Source organism: Candidatus Campylobacter infans (assembly GCF_013416015.1).
In the GTDB taxonomy this organism is placed as follows: domain Bacteria; phylum Campylobacterota; class Campylobacteria; order Campylobacterales; family Campylobacteraceae; genus Campylobacter; species Campylobacter infans.
Window position 1 is genome coordinate 206327 of record NZ_CP049075.1, and the last position, 17900, is coordinate 224226.

The following is a 17900-nucleotide window of genomic DNA, read 5'->3' on the forward strand; positions in this document are numbered from 1 at the left end:
TTGCTCTAAAAAGGATAAAAAATGAATGAGATTAGCGAGCTTTTTGCTAAGATAGGGCGCGATGATATTGACCCACAAGCAAGCGGACTTTTAAAAAATGGAATAATTGATTCAATAGATATTATGGCCTTAGTAACTCAAATAGAAAAAACTTATAAAAAAACCTTGGACGCTAAATTTCTTGAAGTAAAAAATTTTGAAAGTTTTGAGAGTATTAAAGCGATGATACAAGAGGCAATGAAGTGAAAGCTTTATTGGAATTTGATGGCAAGATTTTTTATGATGATGATTTAAAGGCGAGCTTTTTAAAGCTTGGAGTAAGCAAAGGCGATACGCTTTGTGTGCATACCGAGCTTTTTAGCTTTGGCAAGGCTTTAATGCCAAAAAACGAGTTTTTACAAAGCTTGCTTGAATGCTTTTGGGATATTTTGGGCGAAGATGGCACGCTTTTAATGCCTACCTTTCCATACAGCTTTTGCAAAAATGAAGTTTATGATAAGCTTAATTCGCGCTCAACAATGGGCGTTTTAACTGAGTTTTTTAGAAAGCAAAAGGGCGTTTGGCGCACAAATGATCCGATTTTTTCTTTTGCGGTGGCTGGTTTTAGGCAAAAAGCCTTTATGAAAGATTATGATTCTTGCTTTGGTAAGGGTTGTGTTTATGATACTTTAACCAAGCAAAACGGCAAAATAATGTTTTTTGGCACCTTAAAGCTTGGTTGTACTTTTACACATTTTACCGAAGAAACAGCAGGCGTTAGCTATCGTTATTTTAAAGAATTTAGTGGCAAGATGATAGATGAAAATGGCAAAACTAGCCAAAAAAGCATAAAATACTTTGTTCGCGCGCTTGATAGGCCATCTGCTGTAAGCGTAAAAAAACAGCAAGAAATTTTTGAAAAAACTGGTAATTTTAAATGTTTAAAATTTGCTGGCGCTCCAATAGCCTTAGTAGATAGCAAAAAATATTTAGCTAATAATTTAAAAGCATTTAAAATCAATGAAAATGTGATGTTGCGTGATTTGTGATTAGCACTTTTGTAGTTTATAAGTTTGCTTAAAATTATTTAAAATTTGGTAAAAAATCCCCAAAATTCTTTGCGATTTCATCATAAGCTTTACTAATTTCATTTTTAAAATTTTCGCTTTTAAAAGGCAATCTAAATAAAATAGCCTTGGCTAAGTTTTGCTCGCTAAAACCACTTTGATTTAAATAATCTAGCAAGTGATTTTGTAGTATTTCTACGCATTTAAAGGCAAAAATAAAAATAGGAAATTTTAAGAGAATTTTTGCTGATTGGAGTTGCTTTTTTAGTTCATCATCGCGCTCTCTTACTAGCGTGCAATAATGAGTTTTTTTATCCAAATAAACATCAAAAATGCTAGCATATAAATATCCTGACATTTCACCTTTTTCATTTACTTTTGGAAAATACGGATAAAGCCTACAAATTAAAGGTTTGTTTGCTTGTGGCGCACAAAGCCCTTGCTTATTGCAAAGCAAATAATAAAGCCTAAAAACCTTGCCATTTTTTAAAATAAATTCCTCTTTTTTTGGTTCATTTAGCCCATCTAATCCGCCGATTTTTTTATAGTATTTGTATTCATCTTCTAATAAAGGTAGCATTAAGGATCTATCATTGATATTTGTAAGGCGTTTTTGACAGCATTCGCCGTTATTACAAGTTGTGTAGCAGTTTGGAAAATCCACAAATTTCATCGCGTAAATATTTTCAAAATCATTCATTGTTAATTGCATCTTTAACCTTAAATTTTAAAATTTTAACTTAATTTTTTTATTACTTTGCCTATAATTTTTGTGCTTGCTATATCGCTTGAAACTATGCGCACAAGCACCTTTGTTAGTATCTCGCAGCTATAATTTGGCAAAAAAATCCTAGCGCCTTTAATCTCATCATCTAAAATAGCAACTAGTGGCTCGCTTGCTTGGCTAATGTAGCAAATAAAGCTATTGCCGATATTTGCGCTAGCCCAGCGCGCAAATTTTCTATCCATAAAATCAAAAGCTACCTTATCTGCTTCTCTTTCTAAAACATTTAAACTCTCGCAAAGTCCTTGGGTAGTTTCTAATAAATAATTAAAAAGTTTTTCATCGTTTTTTAATTTAGCTTTTAGCAAGCGGTGTAAGATTAAATCGCTGTATCTGCGGATCGGGCTAGTAAAATGCGTGTAGGTATCAAAGCCTAGGCCAAAATGCCCGCTTGAAAAATTATTGTATTGGGCTCTTTTTTGTGCTTTGATGATTAGCTTATCTACATCTTCTCTAATGCCTATTTCATCGGCTTTTGCTTGGATTTTGGCTATCATTTTGGCTAGATCGCTTTCATAGGTGGCATTTATGCCAAGAGCGGCTAAATCATCAATTAAATATAAAATTTTTTTCATATCGGCTGGTTCGTGATTGCGAAAAATGCCCTGATTTATGCGTTTTGCAGCTGCGATATTTGCCAAAAGCATACAATCTTCAATCAAAGCGTGGCTTGGCGTGTCGCTTTCATAATGGGTCGATTTTACTAAGCCTGCTTCATCTAAGCTCATTTTAAGCTCTTTTGAACGAAAATCAAAGCCTTTTAACAGGCGTTTTTGTCGCAAAATTTCTGTAATTTTGGCTAGTTTTAAGAGAAAATTTTGAATGTTTTGGTTTGGGAGATGTTTTTTGCCCTTTAAAACTTCATCAACCAAGCCATAAGTAAGCCTAGCGCGCGATTTAATAAGGCCCTCAAATAATTCATCTTTTATCACATTAAAATTTACATCAAAACTAAGCTTAAAAATAAAAGCCAAGCGATAAGCATCTGGCTTTAAAGAGCAGATATTTTCGCTTAAATTTCGCGGTAGCATAGGCACGCATTTATGTGGAAAATATATAGAAAAGCCACGAAATTTTGCTGCTTTATCAGTGGCGCTGTGATTTTGGACATATTCGCTAACATCGGCGATGGCTACATATAAGGCGTTTTCTTTTTCATCGTAAAAAATCGCATCATCGTAGTCTTTTGCATCATCTGGATCAATGCTGCAAAATGCAAGATCGCTTAAATCCACGCGCTCTTTATACATACTAATATCAACGCTATCGCCATAAGCCCTTGCTTCATTTTCGCAAGCCAGAGCGAAATCATCTTGTTTATTATAAATGGATAAAGAAATTTTTTCATCCACGCTTGGATCGCTTAAAACGCCTAAAACTTCTATTATTTCGTTATTTAAGTTATTTATTTTTAGCACAGAGCCATCAGGGAGAGCTTTTAGGGATTTTTGGCTAGCGCGCAAGTTTAAGCTTAGGCCATTTTGTATATTAACCCCAAGCACCACATTGCCAAAACGCTTGGTATAAACCACGCTTGTAGCATTTGCCATAACTAGCACGGCTAAAATTTTAGCATAAACTCTATCTTTTTTGCTTTTTAAAATTTTAGCCAAAACTATATCACCAAGATGAGCAGCGTTTAAGTCGCGGTTTTGTATAAGCAAATCTTTTTTAAAGCGTTCATCGTAGGCGTTTAAATAGCCGGTGGCGTTTTGGGATATATCTAGTTTGCCGATTACGAAATTATTATTTAAATAAAATTTATTGTGATATTTGCTAATGGCTTTTAAGGATTCTAAAATCCTTAAAAGCTCTTTATTTTCGGTATTAAGGCTAGTAGTAACATCTAAGCCTTTACTCAAACCTTGTAAAAAAGTTTTCAAAATAAAATTTTCTCAAGCTTCTTGGACTTTTTTTAAGGCTAACGCAAATTTATCTTTATCTAAGCCATTTTTTTCTACAAAATTTAGCGCGCTTTGGATGTTTTCTGGTTTGAATTTATTTAGCACATTTACGCTAGTTTTTGTAGCATTTAGAGCAATGGCGTAATTTTTTATTTCTTTTGGGGCTTGGCTTATTTTGTTTAGATATTTTATGCTTTGGACTATTTCTTCTTCAAAATGCCATTGTTCTAGGATTTGAGCGGTGATTTCTTCGCTATTTGATCCTACTAATTGGGATTCTAATTGGCTTAATTCTTCGATGGTGTTGATATTAGCAAGCTTAGATTTAAACTCATCTGCTTTTTTGCCCTCAATTAATTCTTTTGCAACTACTATCTTGCCTATTTCCATCAAAAAGCTAGAAGGTGATAGCACATTTAAGGCTGAGCGATTTACCTTAGCATACCAATCAAAAATTAAAATGCTTTGCGTGCCTACTATATCAAGAAATTTTGTGCCATCTATATTATATGGGCTTAAATCCATCTTAAAGCTATGCTTAATCGCGCCATAAAGCGCAAATCCCCTAATAGTCGCCATACCAAAAAGATTCACAGCCTGGCTTACATCGCTGATTTCGCGGCTAAATCCATAAAGTGGGCTATTTGCTGAGTGTAAGATATTAGCAGTAAGCATAGGATCGCGTTTGATAACGGCGATTAAATCGGACATATTTGCGTTTTCGTCATGGCAAATTTGTTGTATTTGTGCGATGGTATCATCAAGCGGTGGCAAATTTTTAATGCTTTTAAAAATTGATTCATTCATTATAGCTAGCCTTTAAACAAAGTTTGTGAGGTCGCATTTTACTATAAATTAACCCCGAGATTTCTTAAAAATTATGAAAAAATTTTAATTAAAATTTTAAAATTTAGCTTCAATTTTTTAGCAATAAATATTTTTTTTGCTTTTAAATTCTAAACATAGCTTAATTAAAATTTATCTGCTTGGTATTAGGTTTAGCTCTACTATTTCGCTGTGCGAGCCTATTCGCATAGCTGGTCCCCAAAATCCAGCTCCGCTTGTTATTATTAGCTTTGTGCGCTCGCTTAGGTTATATTGGCCATAAAGATAGCCTTGTTGTATCCAAACCAAAAGCGAAAATGGAAAAATTTGCCCGCCGTGAGTATGCCCGCTCAAAATTAAATCCACGCTCTTTAATAATTCTTTATCTATTAATTTTATACTGCGTGGCTGATGAGTTAATAAAATAGTTGGAGCGTTAGGATCTGTGCTGTTTAAGCTGGCATTAAAATCTGGCTCATTTACGCCAAATTGTAAGCCGGCGATATCATTAACGCCTGCTATATTTATGCCCGCTACTTTTAGGCTGAAATTTTCTAAAATATTAAAATTTAGGGCTTTTATTTTGTTTGTTAGAGCGTTTATGCCATTATAATATTCGTGGTTGCCGCTAACATAAAAGGTGCCATAAGTGCTATTTAAATCCAAAAACGGATCCAAGCTATCTTGTAGATTAGAGGCTTTGGTATCGATAAAATCGCCCACTATAAAAACCATATCGGGTTTTAAGGCGTTGATTTTATTTACTAATTGTTGTGAAAAATCCCTTTTTAGCATTTGGCCTATATGTGTGTCTGAGATTAAGGCTATTTTAAGTGGTGCTTCTAAGCCTTTGATTTTTACTTCTCTTTTGGTGATTTGAAGGTTGTAAAGAGCGTTAAATGCGCCATATCCTACATATAAAACAATACTAAGCAACACAAAGCAATCAAAACAAAAATTTAATATTTCTCTGTGGTTTTTTTGCCTTTTTTCTATAAATTTTAATACCAAATCACAAGGGGCTAAAATACAAAATGCCATAAATGAAAAACCTATTGAATACACGGCTATTTCGTATAAAAGCTGGTTTGTATTAGTTAGATGTAAAAAAAACGCCAGCTCAAAGGTAAAAATCAGCGTAAAAAATAATAACAAAACCGAACTAAACTTACGCAATAAAATATTTTTTGCCAAGCTTTTGTAATTATAAAGATTAAAAAGAAAAAATATAACACTACCAACCACACTAAAAACACTCATTTTCAAACCTATTTATTTATTTGCTAATTTATGATAAATATTTAAAATTTCATCTTTTTTGCTTACAAAACTTAGCTTATTTGCTATTAAAAATGCTGAGCTTTGCATAATAACTTGGGCTGGCTCTAAGCCGTTTTGCTTCATTGTAGAGCCAGTTTCTACTATATCAACTATACAATCAGCCAGTCCAACAAGTGGCGCAAGCTCTATTGAACCATAAAGGGTAATAATTTTTACAGGCACGGCGCGAGCGTTAAAATACGCGCGCGTGATATTTGGCAAGCTTGTAGCGACTTTTAGCTCTGGTTTATTAAAATCTAAATTTGTGCCTTTTTTGATACCTATGCAAACCTTACAATGCCCAAATTTTAAATCAAGCAAGCGCAAAACATCGCTATTATGCTCTAATAGCACATCAAGCCCCACCACGCCAAGATCTGCTGCGCCTTCAATTACATAAGTGTCTATGTCTTGATTGCGAACCATTAAAAACTCAAAATCACCTTTTATTAGGCGAAGTTTTCTATCGCTAAATGAAAAATCTTCTTTAAAAATACTAGCAAAGGTCTGCAAGGTTTGCTCTGCGATGCGCCCTTTTGGTAATGCGATTTTTAGCACAAACCCTCCTCTTTTAGCAGTTTTAACATACCATCAAAAATTAAATTTTTATTATAAATAGAATTTGGCAAATACCGCTGAAAAAACGCCCCGTTACTGCCTGTTATATAAATATCTCTGCCACAAGATAAATTATTTACTATATCAATCACGCTTTTTAGCACGCCATAGCTTATAGCATCTATGGTGCGCTGTGGCAAGGTATCTAAATCTAATTGAGTGTTTAGATGGCATTTTAATCTAGGGCTAATGCTAGCATAAGCTTGCAAATAGCTTTCAATCCCTGGTAAGATTACCCCGCCAAGATGCGTGCCGTTATTCATTAAATCTATCGTTGTGGCTGAGCCGCTGTCTATTACTATGCCTGTATTTATGCTATAACAAGCAAAAGCTCTATCCACGCCTAAACCTTTATAAGTGCTTTTAAAATTTAATAATTTTTCTAAATTCTTACAAACTTCTGGCATACGCACTCTATCATTTACATTTATATAATACAAAGTATCTTTTATTTTGAAATTTCCAAATTTTTCAATGTTTATTGTATTAGTGCGCCCGTTATTCCAAATATGCGCGCTAGTATTGCCTATATCACATAAAATCATAAAATTTCCATTTGTTATTTTGCTTGTTTAATTTAGAGCATATTTTAGAGTTATAAAAAAGCACCCTTTTATTTATTATAATATCTAGTTTTGATGCTACGCAATTTGCTATTAAATCTAAATTTTCTAGCTCGGCTTGTAACATTTTGGATTTACTAAAACGCACAAATACCAAAGTATGATAATCCTTAGCATTTATGCCATAAATTAGCTCGTAATTTCGCTTTTTGCTAAAATCGCTCATTTTCAGCGTTTTAAGCTCTCTTAGTAGTAATTTTCGCTCACTAAAAAGATTAGCTATAAAATTATTCATTATTTTAAATCAATCATCTTATCATCATAATAAAAAGCATCTTTGCCCGCAAAACTTTTATTTTTAATAGGCGTGGCTTTATAAATGCGCTCATTTTGTAGTTGCGTGTCTATTTCTATAATATAGCCGGTTTTTTCAAATAAATATAAGTGATCGTTTTTGGCTATTATATTGCTAAAAATAGCAAACTCAAACTCACGCCCAATTAACTCTTTTAGCTCTAAATCCAGCACCTTAATAAAACCATCTTTTAATGAAACATAAAGCCTGCCATTATAAAGCGTGATGTCTTTTATGCCAGCATTAAATACAGCAGTTTTTTCTGGGCTTATCATTAAAATTTTAGTTGCGCTTGCAGCGTAGAGCTTATCGCCTTCTACATCTAAAAAAATAATATTATTAAAAAAATTATCACTGCTAACGACAGCATCGCGCATTATTATGGCGCGGTTTTTATCTACTATCATTACCTTACCATCAAGTGTGGGATAAACGATAATGGAGTTTAAAAATATCGGTGCTGCCATACGCGAATCATTAGCAAAGCTTGCTCCGCTTGCGTATTCGATGGCTATCTCGCCTGTGTCTATATAAATTAGATAAATTTTATTTTCAGCACTTAAAAGTGCTAGATTGTTGCCCTCTAAACTAGCTGAGATAATGGCTTGGGGGAATTTTTGCTCATAAATTATTTCTTGGTTTGAAAGTATTTTTAAATTGCCATACAAATCACTTATTATATATTTGCCCTCATATTCTCCCAAAAAGCTTTCATCGCCTTTTAAATTGATTTGCGTAACGCCATTTTTGGTTAAAAGCGAGCCATCACTTAGTGTTGCGCCTGCTCGTGTTGAGTGCTTTATGCTAGCGCCAAGACTAGAAATAGGCGCATCGCCGTTTATCATAGCCGGCTTAAAATACTCCCTTTTAGTCCCACAAGCATTAAAAAATAAAGCTAGTAAAATTAAGGCTAAATATTTCATTATTTAATCCCTTGATAATGCTCTAAGTTTCTAGCTAATTGTTTTAATGATGAATTTTCGGTGATCTTAGCAAATTCTAATTTAGCGGCTTGGATTTTGTTTTCTTTTAATAATTTAAAGCCAGCCAGCAAGGCATCATAATCTGCTAAAAGCTCGGAGCCATCGCCACTAGCTGCTTTTAAAATTTCTTTTAGTATGGCATCGCCTTTTGGGTTTTCTAAGGCAAGATTTAGCGGAGCTAGCTCGCCATTTTTAGCCATTTGTAAGGCATAAAGCGCATAAAGATTTGGGCTTGCTTTATTTAGCTTAGCAGCTAGGGCTGAGTTATTTACATCAAGCATTAAAGCATTATATAAGGCATTATTTTCTTTAATATTTTTATTTTGAAAAAAGCTGTTTAAGCCATAAATTAACACAAAAATCAAAGCTAAAATAACGCCAAGATAAATAATTTTTTTGTATTTTTTAAAAAAACGCTCACTTGCGATGGCTGAGCTAAGTAATTGCTCTTGGGTATTTAGCCCTTCTTTTATATATTCTAAATCATCTTTAATAGCCAAAATATCGTCCTTTGATGAAATTTGAGTAAAAAAAGCGCAATTTTACACAAAAAATCTTAAAATTTTGCTGTAATTTATGTAAAAAGCAAAGCCCAAATTTTAAAATTTTAAAATTTGTGGAATTTTTAGATTAAATATTTGCTTAAAATTTGTATTTAATTTAAAAATTAAGCCTTAAATGCTTGAATTATCTAAAAATTTTGATATAATGCGCGCTCAATTTTTCAAAAGCGATGATTTATGAAGATTACAGATGAAATGCTAGGTAAGCTTGAAAAGCTAAGCGCGCTAAGTGTCCCAGCTGATAAACGCGAAGAATTTAAAGGACAACTTAGCCAAATAGTAGGTTTTGTAGAAATCCTTGACGAGCTTGATTTAGCCGGGCTTGAAGCCGAGGTTAGTACCATTAAAGCCAATGGTCCATTAAGAGCTGATGAAGTGCGTGAAAGTGAGGTTATTAAGGACATTTTAAAACACGCCCCAAAGGCAAATGGCAACTTTTTTGAAGTGCCTAAAATCATTGACTAAAAGGATTGTATTATGCAAGGACAACATTTTGGACATCTAGACGACCTACTATTTACAGTTTCTCGTCAAGGAGCGAGCGATTTGCACTTAGTAGCTGGTTCAGTACCGCAAATACGCATTGATGGGCGTTTGCGTCAGTTAGTAGGTGATCCATTATCTGGTGCGGATATTGAAAATATCTGTTATAGCATTCTAACCGATGCTGAAAAAAGCAGGTTAGAAGAACAAAGAGAGTTAGATTTTGCTATTAGGCGTGAAAATATAGGGCGTTTTCGTGCGAATTATTATTACACCTTAGGCGGTGGTGGCTCTAATGAAGGCCAAAAAAGTGAGCTAGCAGCGGCTTTTCGTATAATACCTGAGCATATACCTAGTTTAGATGATTTAAATTGCCCAGCCATATTTAAAGAGTTAATAAAACGCGAAAAAGGGCTTATTTTAGTTACTGGTCCAACAGGTAGCGGTAAATCGACCACTTTGGCAGCTATGCTAAATGAAGTAAATCTTACAGAGCGCAAGCATATCATCACAGTTGAAGAACCTGTGGAGTTTTTGCACGAGCATAAAAAGTCGCTATTTTCACAACGAAATGTAGGCACTGATACAAAAAGCTTTGCTAACGCACTTCGCTCAGCACTGCGCGAGGATCCAGATATTATACTAATAGGCGAGATGCGCGATCCTGAAACCATTTCTATTGCGCTAACAGCAGCTGAAACAGGACACTTGGTTTTTGGTACCTTACACACAAACTCAGCCATTCAAACAGTTACTCGTATAATTGAATCTTACCCACAAGAAATGCAAGCACAAGTCCAAGTAATGCTTTCAAACTCTCTTGCTGCGGTTATTTCACAAGCTTTGTTACCTAAAAAAGAAAGCGGGCGTTTAGCAGTGCATGAAATTTTGGTTTCAAATCCAGCTATTGCGAACTTAATTCGTGAGAATAAGATCAATCAAATCTACTCACAAATGCAAGTAAATCAGCTAAATACAAATATGCAAACACAAACACAAGGTCTAGTAAATGCCATTAAAGCAGGCTTGATAGATAAAGAAACGGCTCTAAGGTATTCGACAAACTTGCAAGAGTTAAAAGGCGCACTAGGCATAGTAGGTTAAAAATATGCAAGATTTTGCTTGGTTTGATTTAGTAGTTATATCTTTGGTTTTGATTTTAGCTATTAAGGGCTTATTAAATGGTTTTATAAAAGAGCTTTTTGGGATTATAGGGCTAATAGGCGGTGTGATTGTAGCTAGCAGATATGCCATGAGTGCTGGTGAGTTTATAAATAATAATATTTATGCTATAAACAGCAGTTCGTGGTATTTTTTTGGCTTTTTATTGGTGCTTATTGTTTTTTGGGTTGTGTGCTTAATCCTTGGACGCGTTTTTGCTAAGATGCTTTCAATGAGTGGCTTTGCCTTTGTAGATAGAGCTCTTGGCTTTTTGCTAGGTTCGGCTAAGATTTTTTTAGTCTTTGCTATATTTTCAGCCATTATCGCTAGCATACCTATAATTAATGATAAATTAACGCCATACGCGCAAAAAAGTGTTGTTTATCCATTCTTGCTTACTAGCGGACAATTTATAATGAATGTGGATTATAAAAATTTGCCTGTTTTAGGCGATGCAAATCTTAGTCAAAACTCCACACTAAATGCAGCAAAATCCTTTAAAGATTTAAAAGATTTAAACCTAAGTGATATCAACACAAATAAAGAACTAAACTCTACAAGGTCATCATATGAATAGTATTATAAATATAGAATACAACAACCTTTTAGAGCTATTTAAAGAAATTTTAAAAAAAAATGCTCTTAAATACACAAAACAGCGTGAAATTTTACTTAAAACCTTATACAATCACCACACGCATTACACGCCAGAAAGCCTTTATTTACGCATTAAAGAAGAATACCCTGATTTAAATCTTGGCATTGCTACTGTTTATCGCACGCTAAATTTATTAGAAGAAGCTGGTATCGTAACCTCTTTAAGTTTTGGCTCGCAAGGCAAAAAATTTGAACTAGCCAACAAACCTCACCACGATCATATGATATGCAAAAGTTGCGGTAAGATCATAGAATTTGAAGATAACACGATTGAGCGCAAACAAGAGCAAATAGCGAAAGAGCATAAATTTAAATTAACAGGACATTTAATGCAACTTTATGGTTTATGCTTTGAATGTGCCAAAAAGGCGTAAAATTGATTTTTCAAAATGAATTAGAACAAATCCGCATCGCAAAAGCAAATGAATTAAAAGCTAGCGGTTATAATCCTTATCCACATTTTTTACATCGCGATATGAGTATTACAGATTTTAAGGCTAAGTTTGAATATATCAAAAATATAAATGGCGATGATAAAAAAGCAGATATTGAAATTTGCGTAGCGGGTCGCTTAAAACTCAAACGAGTAGCTGGTAAATCAACCTTTGCAAATATAGAAGATGAAGATGATAGTATTCAAGTATATTATTCTCTTAATAGCATAGGTGAAAATGATTATAATGCATTTAAAAAAAATTTAGAAGTAGGCGATATAATCCTAGTAAAAGGCTATGCTTTTATAACTAAGACGGGAGAATTTAGCATACACGCTAGCAAAATAACCCTAGCTAGTAAGGCTCTAAGCCCATTACCTGAAAAATTTCACGGCCTAGCAGATAAAGAAATTCGCTACCGCCAACGCTACCTTGATATGATTATGGATTCTAGTGTGCGCGCTGATTTCATTAAACGCGCTAAAATCATTAGCTTAATACGCCAGTTTTTCCAAGAACGCGGATTTTTAGAAGTAGAAACGCCGATGATGCATCCTATCGCAGGCGGAGCAAATGCCAAGCCTTTTATCACACATCATAATGCGCTTGATGTAGATAGGTATCTTAAAATCGCGCCAGAGCTTTATTTGAAGCGTTTGATTGTAGGCGGTATGGAAGCGGTGTTTGAGATAAATCGTTGTTTTCGCAATGAAGGTATGGATTTAACGCATAATCCAGAATTTACAAGCATAGAGTTTTATTGGGCCTGGCATGATTATAATGAGGCTATGGATTTAAGCCAAGAGTTATTTAAGGTGCTTTTACAAGGGCTTAATATGCCAAGCGTGATTGAATACGGCGAGCATAGCATAGATTTTAGTAAGCCTTTTGCGCGCATTAAATACCTTGATGCGCTCACACAAATAGGCGGTGTGCCAAGCGATATAATAAAAGACAAGATTAAAATTTTAAATTATCTTAAATCCCAGCATTTAGAAGCTAATGAAAATTTAGATTTAGGGCATTTACAAGCTGAGCTTTTTGATAATTTTGTAGAGGCAAAACTTATAAACCCTACCTTTATCGTGGATTTTCCATTATCAATTAGCCCGCTTTCAAGGCGAAGCGATGAAAATGCCGATATAGCCGAGCGTTTTGAGCTTTATATAGCAGGCAAAGAAATAGCAAACGCTTTTAATGAATTAAACGACCCCTTAGATCAATACGAACGCTTCAAAGCTCAAATTGATGCAAAAAATGCAGGCGATGATGAAGCGCATGAAATGGACGAGGATTATTGCCAGGCCTTAGGCTATGCGATGGCGCCTACTGTTGGCTGGGGGCTAGGTGTTGATAGATTAGTGATGTTGCTTTTAAATAAACAAAGCATACGAGATGTTATTTTATTTCCGGCTATGCGACCTATTAAAAATCAAGGAGAATAATATGAGCGTAAAAGATTATGATAGCGATATTTTTGCTTTATTAAATAAAGAATTACAAAGACAATGCGATCACTTAGAAATGATCGCTAGTGAAAATTTTACCTATCCTGAGGTAATGGAGGTAATGGGTAGCGTTTTAACCAATAAATACGCAGAAGGTTATCCTAATAAGCGATATTATGGCGGATGCGAGTTTGTAGATGAAATAGAACAAATCGCAATTGATAGATGCAAAAAGCTTTTTTCTTGCGAGTTTGCAAATGTCCAGCCAAATAGCGGTAGCCAAGCAAATCAAGGCGTGTATGGCGCATTTTTAAAACCAGGCGATAAAATTTTAGGTATGGATTTAAGCCATGGCGGGCATTTAACACACGGAGCAAAAGTAAGCAGTTCTGGTAAAATTTACGAAAGCTTTTTTTATGGCGTGGAGCTTGATGGCCGCATAAATTACGAGCGCGTAGCCGATATAGCAAATATAGTAAAACCAAAAATGATAGTTTGTGGTGCTAGTGCTTATCCGCGCGAGATAAATTTTAAAAAATTCCGTGAAATTGCCGATAGTGTAGGCGCGTTTTTGTTTGCCGATGTGGCACATATTGCTGGGCTTGTGGTTGCAAATGAGCATGCTCATCCTTTTCCGCATTGCCATGTAGTAAGCTCTACTACGCACAAAACCCTAAGAGGGCCAAGAGGCGGGATCATTATGACAAATGATGAAGAATTTGCCAAAAAAATAAACAGCTCTATTTTCCCTGGCATTCAAGGTGGCCCACTTATGCATGTAATAGCAGCAAAAGCAGTAGGCTTTAAGCATAATCTTAGCCCTGAGTGGAAAGATTATGCCAAGCAAGTAAAAGCAAATGCTAAAAAATTAGGCGAAGTGCTAATTTCTCGTGGTTATGATTTAGTAAGCGGCGGCACGGATAATCATCTAGTGCTAGTAAGCTTTTTAAATAAAAATTTTAGCGGTAAAGATGCTGATATTGCTCTTGGCAATGCTGGCATTACTGTAAATAAAAATACAGTCCCAGGCGAAACACGCTCACCATTTATCACAAGCGGAATACGCATAGGTAGCCCAGCACTAAGCGCGCGCGGTATGAAAGAAGCAGAGTTTGAGCTTATAACAACTCGCATAGCCGATGTGCTAGATGATATCAACAACACCGACAAACAAGCCAAAATAAAAGCTGAGTTAAAAGAATTGGCACATAAATTTATTATTTATAAAGAGGCGACATTTTAATGCAAAGTATAGAGCTAAATTTAATTAAAATGATAAGCGATCATTATTTTATCAAAACAGATAGAATAATCCAAAAAATAGAATTTCGCGGTAAAAATTTTTTTGATAAATTTGAGCGAGTAAATGAACCATTAACATATCAAATCCAAAAAGAACATTTCGAGCATAAAAAAATCATAGCACATGATTTAATCAACAAGGATAATATAGTAGAAAATATAGTTTTTGATTATAATGGCTTTATGCCAGAGCGTTTTTGGCATAGGGCGCAGTTAATGCTGCGTGAGATGGGCTTTGTAAATTTTACAGCCTATCATAGCAAAACTAGCGGACATTTGCATTTGTATGTGCATAAAGGCCATACTATTCTTAGCGAGGCATACCAACTAGCCAATAAACTCTCAGCAAGCCTAGCACAAAAACTCCCACAAGAATGGAGAATGTTTCCAAATATGGATATGCCACGCGAGTTTCAAATTTTAACCTTGCCATATGAACTATACCAAAAAGAACGCGGTGCTAGCTGGTCAAAATATATGTAAGAATTTAAAATTTAAAGGAGAAATAATGGAAGAGCATCAAGATTTACAAGATATCTTATTAGATAAAGAAGAAGAGCAAGGCACATCAAAGATTAGAAAATTTATTACTACCGTAGTATCTTTGGTTATTTTATTTTTAGTTGTTGTAATAGTGGTAAAATTTATAAATAGTGATTCTAACAAAGATAGCGATTTAATAAGCAATGAAACTTTAATCTTACCAGAAGAAAGCCAAATGCCAGAAAATAAACCACAAAATTATAATCAAGCAAATATGGCACAAAATGGCAGTTTTACTATGCCGCCAAATTTTGAAACACCAAGCAAACCAGCAAACAACGATGAATTATTTGCCCCTGTTGCAAGCGATGATGGCTTTAATAAACCTAGCATAGAGCTTAAACCTGAAATTTTAGAGCCTATGCCTAGCAAGCCAGTTGATGTAAATATCAAACAAGACCCAGAGCCAAGTATGCCTAGCAAACCAGAACCAAAGCAACAAAACATCGCCAAAATAGAAAAACCAAGCCCTAAGCCACAAGCTAGCACTCAAAAGCCAAGCACAAATACCCAAATAGCAAAAGGCACTTATGTTCAAGTAGCCTCTTTAAGCACGATAACGCCAAATAATGCGTTTTTCAAAAAGATTAAAGATGCAGGATATAGCTACACCACTTATAAAACAATAGTAAATGGCAAGCATACAATAAAAGTGCTAATAGGGCCTTTTACCCAAGGTGAGTTAAACGAAAACATAGGCAAGATAAAGGCCGATATCTCAAATAGCGCCTTTATTTACCGCGTTAAATAATTTAAAATCGCCTTAAATATTTAAAATTTAAAGAGCTTTTTTTAAAGCTCTTTATTAAAATTTCAATTTTTAATTACATTTTAAAGCAAGATTATGAATTATTATGCCGTTATAGGAAATCCCATCGCTCACTCAATTAGTCCGCGCTTACACAATGCCGCTTTTAATGCGCTTGGCATAAATGGCGTGTATTCGCGCGCGCTTTTAGAGATTATCGATGATGAAAACTTACAGCAAAATGCTCTTAAAAATTTACTTTTTGATCTAGGTTTAAGCGGGGCAAATATCACCGTGCCTTTTAAGCAAACAGCCCTTAATATAGCAAATAAAGCAGATAGCCTAACAGAGCAAATTAAAAGCGCAAATACTCTTATAATTGAAGGCGATAAAATTAGTGCTTACAATACCGATGCGCCTGGGTTTTTGATGGCTATAAGTGAGTTTAGTGGTATTAGCGATGCGCTGATTTTAGGCGCAGGTGGCACGGCGCGCGCGATATCTTATATTTTAGATAAAAATGGCGTAAAAGTTAGCGTTTTAAATCGCAATGAAAATAGGGCGCAAGCTTTTAAAAATTATAATTTCTACACCCCACAAAGCTATCAAAACAAATCACACAAACACGATTTAATCATAAACACCACGCCATCGGGGCTAAGCTTTGCTGGTTTGCCTTTTGATGAAGATTTATTAAAAAAAGCAATGAGTAGCGCAAAATACGCATATGACGCTGTTTATGGCAAAGCTAGTGCCTTTTTAGCCCTTGGCAAAAGCGGAGGATTAAAATGCAAAGATGGCTTAGATATGCTGCTTTTTCAAGCCGTGCTAGCTTTTAAACTTTTTAGCAAAAATAATGATGAATTAAGCATTACACAAGCTATGCGCTACGCACTTAAACTCCCACAAATTAAAATTTAATGCTATGCCAAAAGGCAAATTTTAAATTAAAGCTAAGTTATCAAAATATAAGTAAATTGTATTAAATATGTTAAATTAAAATTTAAAGCAGGCTTTTAAAAAATAATTTTTAATTTTATCGCTTAAATTTAATATGTTTAGCCCCGCACGGGGCTAATCCGCAAAAAAATAAATTTTAAAAAATAAATTTTAAAAATAAATTTTTAACTTTATCGCTTAAATTTAATATGTTTAGCCCCGTGCGGGGCTAATCCACAAAAAGACAAATTGTAAAAAAGAAATTTTAAAAAGCCCTAAGTTAAAGAATAAAATTATTTTGCTTTGTTTTCTATCTTTTTTAAGCCCTCGTTGCGAAGATTTTTACTCATTATGGCAATTTCTTCGGAGCCTGTTTTTACAAGATTAGGGTTACATTCTAGCTCTTTTTTGCTGATTTTTTTAGGATAATCAATGCGAGAGAGAATAGAGCGAATTGTATTTAAGCGCGCTTTTTTCTTATCATCGCTAACTATTATAGTCCAAGGCGCAAAATCAGTGTTTGAGGCTAAGAGCATAGAGTATTTTGCTAGGGTGTATTGATCCCAAAGTTGCTGGCTTTTGCTATCTACTGGTGATAATTTATATTGTTTTAGTGGGTCGTCTTTTCTGCTATCAAAACGGCGTTTTTGCTCTTCTTTGGTTACTGAAAAATAAAATTTATATAAAATTATGCCCGAATTTACTAGCATTTCTTCAAGCTTTGGCACTTGGTGCAAGAACATATTATGCTCTTCATTAGTACAAAAGCCCATCACAGGCTCAACGCCACCTCTATTATACCAGCTTCTATCAAAAATTACGATTTCCCCAGCTGCTGGCAAATGCTGAATATATCGCTGAAAATACCACTGCGTGCGCTCAATATTGCTTGGCTTATCAAGTGCTACAACGCGACACCCGCGCGGATTTATATGCTCGATTATGCGCTTAATCGTGCCACCTTTGCCAGCTGCATCGCGCCCTTCTGTTAAGATTAAAACTTTTAAGCCTTTTTCTTTTACATGCGCTTGTAATTTTAATAATTCAATTTGTAATTTTATTAGCTCTTTTTCGTATTTAAGCTTTTTCTTTTTTACTTTGATGGTAACATATTTGCTTTCATTGTCTTTTGTAAGCTCACTAGCCATAACCTCTCCTTTTTAGTGAAAAAATTTTAACATTTTAGCACGATTTACTGAAAATTTGGCAAAAATTTATAAAATT

At 34.6% G+C, this 17900-nt stretch carries 21 protein-coding genes; 11 read left to right on the top strand and 10 right to left on the bottom strand.

Features of this window, described 5'->3' with window-relative positions; all coding sequences use genetic code 11:
- Window positions 1-21 precede the first annotated feature (21 nt).
- Window positions 22-246, top strand: a complete 225-nt coding sequence (locus CINF_RS01040; protein WP_178696901.1) for a phosphopantetheine-binding protein — start codon at window positions 22-24, stop codon at window positions 244-246.
- On the top strand, window positions 243-1028 hold the full coding sequence (locus CINF_RS01045; RefSeq protein WP_179975424.1) for an AAC(3) family N-acetyltransferase: 786 nt from the start codon (window positions 243-245) through the stop codon (window positions 1026-1028). The genes CINF_RS01040 and CINF_RS01045 overlap by 4 nt, the downstream gene beginning before the upstream one ends.
- A gap of 34 nt (window positions 1029-1062) precedes the next feature.
- On the opposite strand, the gene CINF_RS01050 is transcribed toward CINF_RS01045, so the two are convergent.
- The 9 genes from CINF_RS01050 to CINF_RS01090 form a co-directional block, all read right to left on the bottom strand.
- Window positions 1063-1758 carry a hypothetical protein gene (locus tag CINF_RS01050; protein WP_179975425.1) on the bottom strand — a complete coding sequence of 232 codons (696 nt, stop codon included), beginning with the start codon at window positions 1756-1758 and terminating at the stop codon, window positions 1063-1065.
- A gap of 23 nt (window positions 1759-1781) precedes the next feature.
- Entirely contained in the window at window positions 1782-3713 is a 1932-nt protein-coding gene (locus CINF_RS01055) for an RNB domain-containing ribonuclease (RefSeq protein WP_178696904.1), read from the bottom strand.
- A 12-nt stretch (window positions 3714-3725) separates the two neighbouring features.
- Entirely contained in the window at window positions 3726-4541 is an 816-nt protein-coding gene (locus CINF_RS01060; RefSeq protein WP_179975426.1) for an HDOD domain-containing protein, read from the bottom strand.
- 171 nt (window positions 4542-4712) lie between these two features.
- Window positions 4713-5819, bottom strand: coding sequence for a metallophosphoesterase (locus tag CINF_RS01065; protein WP_240156137.1), 1107 nt, complete (start codon window positions 5817-5819; stop codon window positions 4713-4715).
- A gap of 12 nt (window positions 5820-5831) precedes the next feature.
- Window positions 5832-6437, bottom strand: a complete 606-nt coding sequence (gene hisG, locus CINF_RS01070; RefSeq protein ID WP_178696906.1) for an ATP phosphoribosyltransferase — start codon at window positions 6435-6437, stop codon at window positions 5832-5834.
- Window positions 6431-7042 (bottom strand): type III pantothenate kinase, encoded by a 612-nt coding sequence (locus CINF_RS01075; protein WP_179975427.1) that lies wholly within the window; start codon window positions 7040-7042, stop codon window positions 6431-6433. The genes hisG and CINF_RS01075 overlap by 7 nt, the downstream gene beginning before the upstream one ends.
- Window positions 7029-7355 (bottom strand): hypothetical protein, encoded by a 327-nt coding sequence (locus CINF_RS01080; protein ID WP_178696908.1) that lies wholly within the window; start codon window positions 7353-7355, stop codon window positions 7029-7031. Before CINF_RS01080 ends, CINF_RS01075 begins: the two co-directional genes overlap by 14 nt.
- A complete protein-coding gene (locus CINF_RS01085) occupies window positions 7355-8338 on the bottom strand; it encodes an L-seryl-tRNA selenium transferase (RefSeq protein WP_179975428.1) in 984 nt (327 codons plus the stop codon). The genes CINF_RS01080 and CINF_RS01085 overlap by 1 nt, the downstream gene beginning before the upstream one ends.
- On the bottom strand, window positions 8338-8898 hold the full coding sequence (locus CINF_RS01090; protein ID WP_179975429.1) for a hypothetical protein: 561 nt from the start codon (window positions 8896-8898) through the stop codon (window positions 8338-8340). Before CINF_RS01090 ends, CINF_RS01085 begins: the two co-directional genes overlap by 1 nt.
- A gap of 240 nt (window positions 8899-9138) precedes the next feature.
- On the opposite strand from CINF_RS01090, the gene gatC reads away from it, so the two are divergent.
- The 9 genes from gatC (at window position 9139) to CINF_RS01135 (ending at window position 16658) form a co-directional block, all read left to right on the top strand.
- Window positions 9139-9426, top strand: coding sequence for an Asp-tRNA(Asn)/Glu-tRNA(Gln) amidotransferase subunit GatC (gatC, locus tag CINF_RS01095; protein WP_178696911.1), 288 nt, complete (start codon window positions 9139-9141; stop codon window positions 9424-9426).
- Window positions 9427-9438: 12 nt separating this feature from the next.
- Entirely contained in the window at window positions 9439-10548 is a 1110-nt protein-coding gene (locus tag CINF_RS01100) for a type IV pilus twitching motility protein PilT (protein WP_179975430.1), read from the top strand.
- Between the two features lie 4 nt (window positions 10549-10552).
- Window positions 10553-11182: a CvpA family protein gene (locus CINF_RS01105; RefSeq protein WP_178696913.1), complete on the top strand. Its 630-nt coding sequence runs from the start codon at window positions 10553-10555 to the stop codon at window positions 11180-11182.
- Window positions 11175-11636 carry a Fur family transcriptional regulator gene (locus CINF_RS01110; RefSeq protein WP_178696914.1) on the top strand — a complete coding sequence of 154 codons (462 nt, stop codon included), beginning with the start codon at window positions 11175-11177 and terminating at the stop codon, window positions 11634-11636. The genes CINF_RS01105 and CINF_RS01110 overlap by 8 nt, the downstream gene beginning before the upstream one ends.
- Window positions 11637-11641: 5 nt before the next feature.
- A complete protein-coding gene (gene lysS / locus CINF_RS01115) occupies window positions 11642-13141 on the top strand; it encodes a lysine--tRNA ligase (protein WP_179975914.1) in 1500 nt (499 codons plus the stop codon).
- Window position 13142: 1 nt separating this feature from the next.
- Entirely contained in the window at window positions 13143-14387 is a 1245-nt protein-coding gene (locus CINF_RS01120; protein ID WP_179975431.1) for a serine hydroxymethyltransferase, read from the top strand.
- Window positions 14387-14929, top strand: a complete 543-nt coding sequence (locus CINF_RS01125) for a DUF1882 domain-containing protein (RefSeq protein WP_178696917.1) — start codon at window positions 14387-14389, stop codon at window positions 14927-14929. The genes CINF_RS01120 and CINF_RS01125 overlap by 1 nt, the downstream gene beginning before the upstream one ends.
- Window positions 14930-14954: 25 nt before the next feature.
- Window positions 14955-15740 (top strand): SPOR domain-containing protein, encoded by a 786-nt coding sequence (locus CINF_RS01130; RefSeq protein WP_178696918.1) that lies wholly within the window; start codon window positions 14955-14957, stop codon window positions 15738-15740.
- Between the two features lie 93 nt (window positions 15741-15833).
- On the top strand, window positions 15834-16658 hold the full coding sequence (locus CINF_RS01135; RefSeq protein ID WP_179975432.1) for a shikimate dehydrogenase: 825 nt from the start codon (window positions 15834-15836) through the stop codon (window positions 16656-16658).
- 311 nt (window positions 16659-16969) lie between these two features.
- Here the strand turns inward: CINF_RS01135 and ppk2 are convergent, their stop codons facing one another.
- Window positions 16970-17824, bottom strand: coding sequence for a polyphosphate kinase 2 (gene ppk2 / locus CINF_RS01140; RefSeq protein WP_179975433.1), 855 nt, complete (start codon window positions 17822-17824; stop codon window positions 16970-16972).
- Between the last annotated feature and the right edge of the window lie 76 nt (window positions 17825-17900).

Excerpts from the sequence above, each read along its gene's own strand:
- CINF_RS01040 (WP_178696901.1), top strand. The coding sequence starts at position 22 with ATGAATGAGATTAGCGAGCTTTTTGCTAAGATAGGGCGCGATGATATT.
- CINF_RS01050 (WP_179975425.1), bottom strand. The coding sequence starts at position 1,758 with ATGCAATTAACAATGAATGATTTTGAAAATATTTACGCGATGAAATTT.
- CINF_RS01060 (WP_179975426.1), bottom strand. The coding sequence starts at position 4,541 with ATGAATGAATCAATTTTTAAAAGCATTAAAAATTTGCCACCGCTTGAT.
- CINF_RS01065 (WP_240156137.1), bottom strand. The coding sequence starts at position 5,819 with ATGAGTGTTTTTAGTGTGGTTGGTAGTGTTATATTTTTTCTTTTTAAT.
- CINF_RS01075 (WP_179975427.1), bottom strand. The coding sequence starts at position 7,042 with ATGATTTTATGTGATATAGGCAATACTAGCGCGCATATTTGGAATAAC.
- CINF_RS01080 (WP_178696908.1), bottom strand. The coding sequence starts at position 7,355 with ATGAATAATTTTATAGCTAATCTTTTTAGTGAGCGAAAATTACTACTA.
- CINF_RS01085 (WP_179975428.1), bottom strand. The coding sequence starts at position 8,338 with ATGAAATATTTAGCCTTAATTTTACTAGCTTTATTTTTTAATGCTTGT.
- gatC (WP_178696911.1), top strand. The coding sequence starts at position 9,139 with ATGAAGATTACAGATGAAATGCTAGGTAAGCTTGAAAAGCTAAGCGCG.
- CINF_RS01100 (WP_179975430.1), top strand. The coding sequence starts at position 9,439 with ATGCAAGGACAACATTTTGGACATCTAGACGACCTACTATTTACAGTT.
- CINF_RS01105 (WP_178696913.1), top strand. The coding sequence starts at position 10,553 with ATGCAAGATTTTGCTTGGTTTGATTTAGTAGTTATATCTTTGGTTTTG.
- CINF_RS01110 (WP_178696914.1), top strand. The coding sequence starts at position 11,175 with ATGAATAGTATTATAAATATAGAATACAACAACCTTTTAGAGCTATTT.
- CINF_RS01120 (WP_179975431.1), top strand. The coding sequence starts at position 13,143 with ATGAGCGTAAAAGATTATGATAGCGATATTTTTGCTTTATTAAATAAA.
- CINF_RS01125 (WP_178696917.1), top strand. The coding sequence starts at position 14,387 with ATGCAAAGTATAGAGCTAAATTTAATTAAAATGATAAGCGATCATTAT.
- CINF_RS01130 (WP_178696918.1), top strand. The coding sequence starts at position 14,955 with ATGGAAGAGCATCAAGATTTACAAGATATCTTATTAGATAAAGAAGAA.
- CINF_RS01135 (WP_179975432.1), top strand. The coding sequence starts at position 15,834 with ATGAATTATTATGCCGTTATAGGAAATCCCATCGCTCACTCAATTAGT.
- ppk2 (WP_179975433.1), bottom strand. The coding sequence starts at position 17,824 with ATGGCTAGTGAGCTTACAAAAGACAATGAAAGCAAATATGTTACCATC.